Origin of the sequence: Nocardia sp. GP40, from assembly GCF_050434125.1 — a bacterium.
Classification (GTDB): Bacteria; Actinomycetota; Actinomycetes; order Mycobacteriales; family Mycobacteriaceae; genus Nocardia; species Nocardia albiluteola.
This window is the reverse complement of sequence record NZ_JBNPVW010000011.1, coordinates 355,415-368,108: the sequence shown is the minus strand read 5'-3', so window position 1 is coordinate 368,108 and position 12,694 is coordinate 355,415. Positions and strand designations below refer to the sequence as shown.

The 12,694-nt window shown below is 67.3% G+C and carries 6 protein-coding genes; 1 reads left to right on the top strand and 5 read right to left on the bottom strand.

Annotated features, from left to right (window positions below):
- A partial coding sequence (mobF, locus tag ABH933_RS30935; protein WP_429421984.1) for a MobF family relaxase occupies positions 1 to 4,843 on the bottom strand: 4,843 nt, incomplete at its 3' end.
- A 286-nt stretch (positions 4,844 to 5,129) separates the two neighbouring features.
- Between mobF and ABH933_RS30930 the strand changes: the two genes are divergently transcribed.
- Positions 5,130 to 5,507 carry a hypothetical protein gene (locus tag ABH933_RS30930; protein WP_429421986.1) on the top strand — a complete coding sequence of 126 codons (378 nt, stop codon included), beginning with the start codon at positions 5,130 to 5,132 and terminating at the stop codon, positions 5,505 to 5,507.
- Positions 5,508 to 5,697: 190 nt separating this feature from the next.
- On the opposite strand, the gene ABH933_RS30925 is transcribed toward ABH933_RS30930, so the two are convergent.
- From ABH933_RS30925 to ABH933_RS30910, 4 genes are all read right to left on the bottom strand, one after another.
- On the bottom strand, positions 5,698 to 7,707 hold the full coding sequence (locus ABH933_RS30925; RefSeq protein WP_429421988.1) for a polyprenyl synthetase family protein: 2,010 nt from the start codon (positions 7,705 to 7,707) through the stop codon (positions 5,698 to 5,700).
- A gap of 910 nt (positions 7,708 to 8,617) precedes the next feature.
- Positions 8,618 to 10,009: a hypothetical protein gene (locus ABH933_RS30920; RefSeq protein WP_429421990.1), complete on the bottom strand. Its 1,392-nt coding sequence runs from the start codon at positions 10,007 to 10,009 to the stop codon at positions 8,618 to 8,620.
- A 397-nt stretch (positions 10,010 to 10,406) separates the two neighbouring features.
- Entirely contained in the window at positions 10,407 to 10,973 is a 567-nt protein-coding gene (locus ABH933_RS30915; RefSeq protein WP_429421992.1) for a single-stranded DNA-binding protein, read from the bottom strand.
- A 144-nt stretch (positions 10,974 to 11,117) separates the two neighbouring features.
- Positions 11,118 to 12,653, bottom strand: a complete 1,536-nt coding sequence (locus ABH933_RS30910; RefSeq protein WP_429421994.1) for a ParB/RepB/Spo0J family partition protein — start codon at positions 12,651 to 12,653, stop codon at positions 11,118 to 11,120.
- Positions 12,654 to 12,694: the final 41 nt, after the last annotated feature.

Below are 12,694 nucleotides of genomic sequence, written 5' to 3'. Positions count from 1 at the left end.
CGTCCGGGTAGTGGTGCTCGAAACCGTGTGGGATGGGCATGTGGTCGGGGTCGTCATCGGTGCCGGTGCGGGTAATGAGGTAGGCGGCAACCGATGTCGGGGTTGGTTCGGGCGGGGTGATCGGGGCGCGGGGCCGCAGTGGTGTGGTGTCCGGGTCGTGGTCTCGGGCGGCTTCGTGTGGTCGGTCTCGTCGGTATTGCGGTGTGCGGCTGGCTGGTTCGGTTTGTTGTGTGCGTGGATCGGTGGCTGGTATGCAGGCGGTGATGAGTGCGGCGTGTTGTGGGTGTTGTTCGGCGGCCCAGAGGAGTCGGGCTTTGGCGACGGGGTAGCTGCGGGTGTAGAGGGTGGTGGCGACGCGTTCGAGGATGTCTCGTTGTTCGGCGGTGATCTGGTTGGTGAGCTGTCGGAAGGCGCGCACGGCGTCCTGGACGTGGCCGGTCGAGAAAAGGTCACTGATCGCTCGAATTTGTTGTGGAAGCGGTGAATCGGCGGCGTGGAGGCGCTGCGGTCCGCTGATCTGTCCGGGGTCGGGGGTGCTGGGTTCGGATGTCATGTCAGATGTGTCGTTCATAGTTGTTGTGGGGGTTGACGGTTCGATTGGCGGGGTGGTCGTTGGCGGGTGGTCGGTGATGGTGTCGGGGTGTAGGAGTGCTTCGATGCGCCAGGCCAGGGCGGTGGCGAGTTGGTCGGGGCGGGGGCTGGTGGTGTGGTCGGGCTGGGCGGCGGTGAGGAGTTCGTGTGCGGTGGTGAGCAGGTCGTGGGGTGTCCAGTCGGTGTCGGTGGCGCGGTCGATGGCCGCGATGATGCGGGGCCATGTGGGATCGGCGAGTATGTGTTCGGCGGTGTCGTGTCCGAGTAGGTGGTGCAGGTGTGGGGTCCATGCCGGGCGTAGTGGTTGGTTGCTGGTGAGGGTGGCGGGTTCGAGGTCGAGGCGGAACCACAGTGCGGCGGCGGGCATCTCGTCGGGGAGGGGGTGTTGTTGTGCGCCGGTGGTGAGGAGGGTGTCGATGGGTAGGCCGGCTCGGGCGGCGGTGTCGAGTCGGTCGGCCAGCACGGGCCACCATGGGTCGGTGGTGATGCGTACGTCTATCCGTTTGGCCAGTCCGGACCAGGTGTTGGCGGCGGTGTTCAGATCGCCGATGGCTTCGGTGGTGCGGGCATCGAGCAGGAGTTGCTGGGCGCGTTCGAGTTTCGGATACCGGGTGGGGCCAGTGGGGCGTAGGTCGGTGTCGTCGAGATGGTTTGCCGCGCGCCATACGGCCAGGTCTGCCAGCAGCCGCGGGTTGCCGCCGATCAGTGGGCGCGCCCAGACCGGGGCAGTCGCGGGGGTCCAGGTGCGGGTGTCGGCGGTGATCTGCTCTGCCAAGCGGGTGATGAGGCGCGCACGCGCGCGCAGATGTGCGGTGAGCTGAACCTCGGGCAGCGCGTCGGGCAGGCCCCGCACCCACGGGAGAGGGCCGGGGCTGGTGGAGTGGGCGCCGCTGGAGTCCAGTCGCCAATCCAGCACGGCGGCAGCATCCTTGGCGGTGTCGAGTTCGCGTTCGGCTGCCGCGGCCCGCAATTCGGCGATCGGGTCGCGGCCCGTGAGCGCGATGACGGCGAGGTGTTGGCGCAGAACAGGGTAGGCGGGTGCGTCGGTGAGATGAGGTACGAGCGCGTCGGCGGCGGTGTCGAGGCGGGCCAATCCGTCTGGGCCCAGGGCGTGTTCGGCTGCCAGCCCGGCGGCGTCGAGATAGATGTCCACAGCGCGGCCGAGCCGGCTGTGCGGGTCCAGGGCGTCGCGGAGTTCGGTATGAGGGGAGATCCGACTGGCGTCGCGGGCCAGGACCCGTTGCAGCATTTCCACCGCGGTGCGCGGCAGGACGCCGGGTTCGGTCCAGAAACTTGCTTCCGAACCGTCGATCGCGGTCGGGACGTACAGGTGATTGGCGAGCATGCCCCGGGTCAGCGCGACGTACAACTGGTTGCGGGATTCGTGCCCGGTGAGCGCGATGTGGCAGGTGTCGGCGGTGATGCCCTGGGCGGAATCGATGGTCATCGCGTACCCGAGCCGCACATGCGCCCGTACATAGGCGGCGGGCAGCACCGCGCTGTGGCCCTGCTGCCGGCCTCGCCGCAGGTGGGTGGCGGCCAGGGAGCCGTCCGCGCGGACGTCGGTGACGATCCACCGGTATCCGTTGCGTACCCAATCGTGGTCTCCGAGACGCAGGCGGGGATCGTTGTGCCGGGTGCAGATGATGTCCCCGGCCGAGGCGCACAACGTGTCCGCTAATTCCGTTTCCGGGCCGGGGGTTTCGGTGGCGCGGGCGAGTCGGTCGGCACGTGCGCGGGCGTTGAGCTCGTTCACTGTGATGTGGGTGGGTGCGAGCATGACGGTGTCCCGGCCGCTGACATGGTCGGCAAACCATGCGGTGTACGCCTGGTCGGTGACCGTGGCCGGGGCTCCGGCATGGATGCGACCGTGGTCCAGGTAGAACCCGAGGCCGGCGGGATCACCGTCGCGGATCAGCAGGCTCGCAGCGGCTTCGGCGGTCGAAGCGAACCGCACCACGTGCGTCAGGGTCGAGGCGCGGGCGGCGTCGGCGGTGTTCGCGGCGGTGCCGCCGGCCTCGATCGAGGGCAGCTGTTTGTCGTCTCCGACGCATCGGATCGTGGCGTGGCGGGCGGCCAGGAACTCGAACAGCCGCAGCCGTTTGTCGTCGCCGAGTCGCACATGTTCATCGACGATCACCAGGGTCTGCCCGTCGATCTGCAACGCCCACTGCGGTAGTGATGCTGGAAAGGGCTTGTCCCGCATCGCTGATCGCGGTGATCCGGGGGCGTGGTGATCGATGATGGTGAGGAGTTTGTCGATGGTTTCGGTGCGGGCGCCGGTGGATTCAGCGAGCACGGCCGCGGCGGCGGCGGTCGGGGCGAACCCGAGAACGGTGCCCCCGGAGGCGCGCCAGGCATCGACCAGTACCCGCATCGCGGTGGTTTTCCCCGCTCCCGCGGGCGCGTTGCTGGTTTCGATACGCCACGGGGAGGACGCGAAGTTGTTCACCATCGCGATCTGGCCGGCATTCAGCTGCCGGTCCTTGTTGGCCGGATCGGTATTGAAAACCTGGATCGCACCGGTAACAACGGGTTCGGGAATTGTGCGTGCACCGGACTGCAGCGACAGCTCGATCAATCGGTCGGCGACCCCGAGACGCCGTGCGGAGGTGAACGACTGCGCACCGACGGTGGAGTGGACGCTGCTGCCCTCGCTGCGCGCGAACACCGTTGGCACATCGGCCAGGTCTGGTTCGGCGGCGATATCGGGGTCCCCGCGCGGGATCGACCGCGACGGCGCCAACGCCTCGGCGACCACCGCATCGACGGTAGGTGCCCACTGATCTCGGTCGAGCAACCCCCGTAAACACCGTTCGGCTTCGGAGCGAACATGATGCGCCTGCCAGGTCGACCGTTCCGCGGACACCGTGGCCAGCACCTGTTCGGCGACGCGTACGATCTGGGCGCCATCGAGAGATGCGCGCGGTGGCCGCGGGCCGCGGACGCACCCGGACACGATGCGCGCGAGGACTTCCCGGCCACCAAACAGCGCGCTGGCTTGTGCCCGCCAGTCGGCACGTTGCTGCGCCCATGACCGCAGAACATGTTTGGCGGGGCGGGTTTCCAGGGTTGCTCGTTCGGCGAGGTCGTACATTTCCGAGGGCATCGGTTCGCGCCCGAGCTGGCGTTGAAATATGGTCGCGAGCTCACCGAGGCGGGCGGTGATCGCCGCATCGCGTCGAGACCAGTGCTCGATCAACACCCGGGGCATGCCGATGATCTCGCGGATCGGCCGCTTGCCAGGATCGGTTCCCGGACGCTCGGCGAACTCCAGCCCGACGTCGGCTTCCAAATGGTGCTCGAGGCGGGTGTTGTAGATCTCCGACACGGTGACCAACAGCTTGTAGATCATCGACGCGTCCAGGGTGCGCCAGCGCCCATCCAGCGTGCGGACCCTGTTCGCGATCACGACATGGGTGTGGCAATCCGGGTCGCCGCACCGCGATTCGCGATGAAAGAACCGCGCGGCGACGATGCCCTCCACCTCGACTTGCCGGATCCCGTTGCGGCCCAACCGGGTGTAGATGCCGTTTCGTTCGAGCCACTCCAGAGCGTCGTCCACGGCGGCGTGATGCGCGGCGGCGATGCGCTCGGACATGTGTTTCGGGGCGATGGCCCACAGCGCCGAGACGCTCTTGACCGGGCTGAAGGTGATGTCGATACCGGCCACGGCCGCGGATTGCGGGCGCGAAATCCGTGTCACCCATCCCGATAATTCGCGGGCATCCAACGGTGCACGCTCGTAATGTTCGGTGAACATTTCCGTCGCGACGTCGGTGCGGATGCGCGCACGAATATCTTCGGAAATAGGTTCCTGTGATGGTTTACCGTGTTCGATATTGTGCGCGGCGAATGCTTCTGCGCATCGTTGCCGGAACTTGTTGACGCCGGAATAGACGCGGTACGGATTCCCCAACCGGGTGGCGAGCTCTGCGATGCGGGCCGCGACATCGGGGTGCGCCCCGGTGGCCATCTCCGCATCGACCGCGGTGGCCTGTATCGCCTCGGCGTTCGGGTGCCGGCCCTCCCCGAACAGGGCTCTCATCTGTTCTTCGGTGACCGGGTCACCGGGGGAGAGGTTCAATGCAGTGAGCCCGGAACCGTGCCAGACGCCGGGGGATTCGCCGCGCGCGGAGTAGTAATCGCCGAGCGGATCGGTCCCGAGATCGGTGGTGTCGCCGGGCGCGACCTGACGCAGGTAGTACAGGTAGCCGTTCCCGGCGAAGATCTTGTGCAGCGTCGCTGTCACACCATTTACGACACCCTCACGGTATGCTCAGCGCTACTGTTCCGTGTGACGCAATTTGCATCACATTCGGCATTTCTGCTGGTATTTATTTAATTGTTACCTGGATGCAAGAGGTCTGCTCGTAAAAATGAAGCGGACGAGTGGGCGAGTGGGGTACAGAAGAACTGTTCTGTCCAGGTATAGGTTGCGGTGTCCGGGGGTAGTTTGCGGGGGTGGTTGCGGAGTTCGGACATGGGTTGCGGATTCTGGGGACATAGGGGCGGTCGGCCCGGAAGACTGCGTGCCCGTGCCGGGCCTGAGTGTGGTCCGCGGCGGCGCGTCGGCGTCGCCGTGGGATCGAGAGTTCGAGATCGCCTATGTCGACGCGGAAGCCGATGAGCGGCGTGTGGCGCTGACCGATGCATGGTCGGTGCCATTCGAGGAGTGCCTGCCGGTGCGCGGGTTCCTCTCCTACAAAGGGCAGCGCAATCACGTCGGCTGTTGGTGGACGGCGCCGTTCTGGTTGTTCTGGACCACACCGGAGGGCAAGCCACGTTCACACGTGCCGGACTACTACTTCGCCGGGTCGGCCGACGGTGCCGCGCTGGGTGCTGGACTGCCGGCCCGCCCACCGAATCAAGCCGCGGGATGCCGACGTGGTCGCGGTGACTCGCGCCGTGTGTGATGGGCTCGGCTGCTTTCCATCTGCGCACCCGCTCGTCTCTTCGACCCACGATGTGGATCCGTATCCCCGGACCTCGCATCCCCGGTCCGACGAGGTATAGACAGTCGGCGAAGCCCTGAGGGGGCGTCTCGCGTGACCACCACGGTGGATCGCGCGGGACACACCGTGCGTTGGGCCGGGCCGCAGGGGCTTACGGCCCGGTAGGAGCCGGTTCGGTGGCGGGGTAGTAGATCTCACGGCGCAGGCGTTCCAAGTCCGGCGCTGCGGAAGTGGAGGTCTGCGTGTACCGATCGAGCTGATGCGTCCGGAGCAACACGGTCGTCAGGTCCCCATAGATCGACGCGTACTCCTTCCATCGGCCGGACAGGCCGGGAAGCACGCGGAAGAGCGCGGGAAGGTAGCGGGTCACCGCGTCGAGTTGGGTGCGATGCTCGGCCAGTTGGCGCTGCACCTGCTCGACGGCTTCGCGGCGGGTGCAGCCGGTCTCGTGCCGGATCGCCCTGACCAGGTTGTAGGGGACGTGGTCTGCCTCGTCCCGATCCAGTGACACCAGGTCGTTCTCCGCGAAGGTCACCTTGAAGAGCAGTTCCTCGAGACGGCGGAGCACGGGATGGTTGCGCAGCATCAACGGCAGTTCCCGGTCCTGGTACACCTCCAGGCCGGCAATCATGCTGTCGAACGCGCCGGTCGACTTCCGCAGCGGCAGATAGTCGGCCGTAGAGGGGATGTAGCCGTTGATGCGATGGTGCGCTTCGCGTTCGCACGCTTCGCACCACTCCTCGAGGCCGTCGAGGAACCGCTCCTGCCAGCGGGCGCTGCGGCCCTCGCGCGCGCGCGGCCACAAACTCGCCCAGGACGTCGGGATCGCGCCGGGCCGCCACGGTGTCTGCGGGTCCTGGCGCAGCGTTGCCACCAGGCCACGCCGCAGCGCAGTGACGGCTTCCGGGTCGGTCAGCTGCGGATCCTCGAACAGGTCGTCCCACAGAAAGGCCAGCACGGCGAGGCCGACAGCGGCCTGTCCACGGGCCGCGTCCACTGGGGCCAAGGCCAGCGCTGCCGGGATCCGGAATGTACCTGCCCACCGGGGGTGGTCCAACTCGGCTGGGGTGACCACAAGGCCGGTGTCCAGCAGCCAGCCCCTCAACCATCGCGTGACCTCCTGCGGGAACACATCACGGTGGGCTTGGGGTGACTGCGTCGAAGGCCTGGATGCCGTGGGGCGGGGAGTTCGCCGGTCGAGTATCGACCGGGCGTAGGCGGTCATCGCGTGGCGGGCGTTCGGGTCAACGGGCAGTGCGGCGAGTTGACCGGCAGCCTGGTCCATGAATTCATCGGCCATCGCTTGTGCTTCTTGCACGGCGCCGGAGGCGATGGCGAGCTCGCGGGCGCGTGTGGCTTGCTCGCGCGTCATCGCTCGGCGCAGCAGGCGGGCAAGGTCCCGGTCGCGGGCAGCCGCGCGGATCACGGGCAGTGTGTAGATGCCCTCGGGCAGATCCGCGTTGACGGGCTTGCCCATTTCTTCGGCGGTCGAGGTCAAATCGAGGATGTCGTCATACAGCTGGTAGGCCATCCCGAACTGGCGGCCGAACCCGGCCAGCGCCTCTTCCTGCTCCTCGGAGCGGCCGGCCTGCATAGCGCCGACCCGGCAGGCCAGCGACAGCAGCGCCGCGGTCTTGCCGTCGATCGACTCCAGGTAGGACTGCTCGCTGCGGGAGACCACATACTGGTCGGCGGCCTCGATCACCATGCCCGCGCACATCTGCTCACTCACGATCGACCCCGCGAGAACTTCGCGTAGGCCGAGTTCGGCCATCAAGCGCCCACCCGCGGCCGTCACGCAGTCCCCACCCAACACGGCCATGCGCGAACCCCACACCGCGTTGGCGTTGGGATGGCCTCGACGCTCGTACACGTCATCGATGACGTCATCGTGGTAGAGCGAGCCCAGGTGCAGCAACTCCACGGCGGCGGCGGCGCGCACCGCCCGGTCGTCGGCCGGGGCTGCGGGATCGGTGAGCAGGTAGTACGACAGCAAGGTCAGAGTGGGGCGGACGAGGCGGCGAGTGGTGCCCGGCCCTTCGTCTGTAAGTGCGGTCAGTTCGGGCCTGCCCTCCAGTCGAACGGGTCCGAGAACGTCACGGACGCGGTCCAGGTCCGTGTCCAGATGTGGGAAGACAGCGGAATCGCTTTCATGTGGCACGCGGGCACTCCTGACTGATTACATCGGTCATCTACGACACCGTTGATCAATGGTAATTTGACACCACTCTGGCGTGGAAGATGTTGGTATCGACCGATTTTGATGCCTCCGCAACTCGGGTGATGTCGGTTGGTGAGTGCTGTTGGGGGCGAGTGTCTCCCCGATCGACGTTGCGGGGGACAAGCCGATCAGCCAGGGAGAACGTCCTCCCGAAATGACCTACCCGGGGTCGCCGAACTAGCGTTCCGCACCTGAAATCTGTTGTGTAAATGCATTATTCGGTGGTGGCGAAGACGGGCGGCCGTCCGCACGGCCTCCAGCTCGGCGATCTCGGCCAGCATCGTGTTCAAGCCGACGTTGCTTGAGTCCAACCGGATCGATGCCAGAATCGCCGGACCGTCCTCCAGCTCCGACAGCTCGAAATTCCCACCGAATCCGCAAAGTAGATCCGAACCCGGCGCCCGGCCGCGCTGACGCGCCAATCTTTCGGGCCGCAGGTCAGCCAAGCGCGGCCCGAAAGGTTGGCGCGGACCGGACAAGAACGGAGGAAAGGCGATAGGTGGAGGGTCCGGAGGGGAGAGTGCGGGAAATACGTAGACGTGGGGAAAGTTGCAGCGGCATGTGGTGGACAGGTGGATAGGAGTTGGTCGGCAGGGGCCGTCGGACCAGCTCTCCGGGAGCGTCGGGCGCTGCGGGCTAGGTTGCGTCGATGCCATAGCCGTCGCAGAGCAGCAGCGTGCCGTCCAGGTGCCAGGTGGCATAGGTTGTGTGGTCCTTCCAGGTATACCGGGACCCGTTCGGAAGCGGGACGGGGGTGGTTGGGTTCGTGGCGGAGAAGCCCTTGGGTGGTGGCCGGTCCGCCGCGCGGAGTTGACAGCGCGGCGGACCGGAGAACAGGAGACGTGCCGGTTCAGGCGGCGACGCGGGTGCGCGGGGTGGCGGTGGCCAGGCCAAGCCAGACCCGGCATTCGGTGCAGTACCCGTCCTGGTCGTTCACCGCGCGAATGCGGGTACAGCCTTGGCAGCGAGCGCGATGCTGACCTGCACCGGCGACCATCCCGCGGGTGCGGCGCGTTAGAGCTGCCACCGTGACCGGTTCGGGCGCGGGTCGGTCTACGGGTTCGGCGGGGAGGTAGCCATCGACGATGATCGTGAGCCACTGCGGTGCGCGGTGACGAACCTCGGCGAGGATGCCTTGCACCGCATGCGGGTAGGTGTCGGTGAGGAACCGGCAGTAGGTGCGCGCAAGGTCTGCGGCGGTGGCCCCGGCGGGAAGCTCGGGCAGACGCGCAACGGTGTCGTCAGTGCGGCACATGTCGCACAGGCCGTCGTCACTGCGCCGGATTCCGTTGCGGGCGTGGACGACATACTGATCGGCCAGGGGACGTTCGATGAAGCAGGACACGCATCGCCACCCGGTGATGGGGCTCATGGCCTCGTGGTCGTAGTCCAGGCCGTTGCCGCCGGTCGGGATCGGCGCACGCCGGTCCCCTCGTAGGGTGGTGCGCTTGTCGGCGTGGATGAGGGCGTTGTCCTCTGAGATCGGGCGTCGCCCGGCGAGCGCGATCGCGCGGTGGCGTTGCTCGGCGACGTAGTGCACGAATTGGTGATCCCACACCGCGCGAACCTCGTCGCTGTCGCGTATCGGCTTGTGGTGCGCGGACGTGGACTCGGTCGATGGACGGACGAGGCCGCGCGCGGCGCGGCGCTCGTCGAGAGCCTGGGCGCCGGCGATCTCGCGGGCCATGGTGTCCACGTACAGGTTCTCCGCGACGTAGTCGCGCACCACCTTCGGGTCGCGCACCGTTGGACGTCGCTTGGCGCGCGCACGCGCGCGGCGCTGTTGCTGTTCGTCGGTCTCGCGGGAGTCGTCCGTCTCTGGGGCCGGTTCGACCTCAAGGCGGGCGGGAGGGTTGCGCCACAACCGGATCGACTGGCGCGGAAGCGCGGCGAGCAGCGAGGCGTCCGGGTAGAGGTACTCCGCGCCCAGGAGATGGTCCGCGACCACGGTGGAACGGTGAGTGGAATCGCGCAGGTACAGGTGTGGGTCAGTGTCGGCGGTCAGAATCGCGAGCCGGTCCCTGTTGTACGGTTCGGCCTCGTACTGTTGCTCGAGCAGCTGCATCGCGGTCGGGTACGGGTGCAGGGTGAAGGTACGGACCAGGCCGTCGAGGAATTCCCGCTCGGCGGGGTCGGCGAGGTCGAGTATGTCGCGGGCCGCGTCGATGGCCGCGTGCCGGTCGGTGTCGGCGAGGAGGCGAAGGTCGGCGATGGTATCGAGGAATGCGCTGGTTTCGGACACGTCAGTTTCCTGTTCTCGTCAGTGAATTCAGCGGAAGGGCATCGCGCCAGGAACCGTGAGGCCCCCAGCAACGCGGGATGTCCGGCTGGTCGGTGCGACCAGCCGAGGGCGCAGTAACCGGGTCGGGCTGCGACGCGCGGGCGGGAACGCGCCACAGCGTGCGCAAGCGAATTTCCTGCGCACACAACGCGAACCAGCACTGCGAGCCAGAGCGTCGCGCCGGGGAAATTCGGTTGTGCCGGGCGCGGGGCCGTTCGCGTGGCGTGGCACGAGCTGGTAGCCCTACGGGTGGCTGGTCGCACCGACCAGCTGGACATCCCCCCACACGCGACTTGCCCCGCCCAGAGATGCCCGGGCGGGGCAAGAAAGGGTGGAACGGGGAGTTGGTGAGCCCGGGTCAGAAGCCGGGATCGTCGGTGCCGCCGAAACTTCCGGCTCCCACACCGGCGAGCGCGGGCGTGGCCCACGGCTCGTCCTGCGCGCTCGTATCGACCGGATCGCCCGCCGAGGCGGGTCCCGTGGTGCTGGCGCGACCGAAGCCGCGACCGTTGACGGTGCCGGAGTCTCGGCGGCCGGTGTCGGCACTGCCATACTGGCCGGAGGGATTGCGTGTCACCTGCGCGGTCGCGTACCGCAGCGAGGGCCCCACCTCGTCGACATCGAGCTCGACGACGGTGCGTTGCTCGCCCTCACGGGTGGTGAACGAGCGCTGCTTGAGTCGTCCGGTCACAATGACCCGTGCCCCGCGGGTCAGGGACTCGGCCAGATTCTCCGCAGCCTGCCTCCATTGGCTGCACTGCATGAACAACGGCTCACCGTCGCGCCATTCGTTCGTAGCCCGGTGGAAGAAGCGGGGTGTGGAGGCCACGGTGAAGTTCACGACCGCGTCCCCGCGCGGGGAGTACGTCAGCTGCGGGTCGGCAGTCAGATTTCCCTTGATCGTCAGGACGGTGTCTTGCGTCATGGCGTCGTTCTCCTTCGCGGATTGAGGTGAGGGTTTACCGATTTCGATGTGTCCTCTGGTCCCGAGTGATTCAGCGCAGTCGGCGCGGAGCTGCAGTGCCCAGTGGCCACGGGGATGGCCGAGTCCCGGGGCCGCGCGGGATATTTAGGCTGCGGTGGCGATATCGATGTCGTGGTAGTCGATCAGTCCGGCGGCGGCCTGCTCGACGTCGACGAGTTCGAACCCCAGTGGTGCGCCGACCTCGGCGAGGAAGGCCAGGTACCGGGGCAGACGACCGGGGCTGCGCCACAACGTTTTCTCCGCCCGCGATTCGTAGGCGGCCAGCACCAGGCCCAGGGTGATGATCTGAGCGCGCTGTGGCGTCGCGGTCGCAGCGGTGTCGGCCAGGTCGCTGGCACCGAACAGCTCGTGTCCGAGCCAGGATGCGCCCGAGGAGCTGAGCAGATCGGGGTACCGAGCCAGGGACTCGGCCACGAACGCCGCAGCCTGCGCGGGCGGGGTGCGCCGCTTGAGTAACCGGGCCAGGAATTCCTGCCGCCGCTCGTTGGCTGCGGACCCGCGGGTGTTGAGCACTCGCACCCGCCGCCGCTGCAACCGCGCCAATTCCCGCTCGGCGGCCGCGGCGACCATGGCCTGCTCGACCTCCGCGACACTCGAGTCACCGCTCGCGCCGGATGCGCGTGCGCGAAACCGGAGCCCGGACCCGGGCAGCTGATCGGCGAGCAGGTAGTACGACGGCATCCACCGGTCACGACGGATGACGGTGTCCGCGTGCCGCAACCCGCTCCGGGGTTGCGCGTCGCTGTGGCCGCGGGTATCCGGGTCGACGGTGTCGGGATCGATGACCTCTCCGGTCTCGCGGTCGGCGAGCTCGGCCTCGGCCTGCACATCGACCCACACCACCCAGCGAGCGGCATCGCCGCGGATCAGGTCCTCGCCAACCGCCTCGCCGGAATCGGTCTCCAGCAGCTCGGCCGGGATGAATTGCGGTGGGGTGCTGCTGGTATCGGGCTCGGCGGACAGGATCCCGAACTCCAATGCCGCGTACAACACCGACGCCTGTAGACGGGCGCGCACCGCTTGCCGATCGTAAGCGATCGTCTTGGCGCGGTAGGTGAAGTTGAACGCGCCCGCGTCTCGCAGCCGCGTGACCGCGTCGGTATCGCCGAGTCGTTCGAATTCGGCCAGGATCGCCAGCTGGTCTAGGTTGAAGTTGCTGGAATCGACCAGACTCTTGGCCGTGGGCGACGCGGCGATCGCGGCCTGCTTCTTGACCTGGGTCCGACTGCGCTGCAACCCTGTCGCGACCCGGGTGACCGATGCACCGAGGTCCAGCATCAGCGCGATGCCCGCGGCGTCGTCGGCCGTGGTCATCGGAACCCTCCGATGGTTGACATTCATCTGCATCAACGTGATGCGGATCCGGCGTTCACTTTCCGATTCGTTCGGATCCACGTCGGTCACCCAGATGTCCACATCCGGCGTGCCGACCGCCAAAGAAGTCAGCGTCCGAAGCTGCCCATCTACCACATGCAGCGCGCCGTCGAGTTGCCGCTCGACGATGAGGGGGATCTCGACACCGAACTCCCGGATCGAGTCCCGCAGCTCAGGGTGATCGTCCAAATTGAAAGTCTTGCGAGCATTCTCGGCGATCACCAGATCTTCCGGCGACACACGCATCGCATAGGCATGCGGCGCGGGCCGGACCGTTCCGGCGTGAT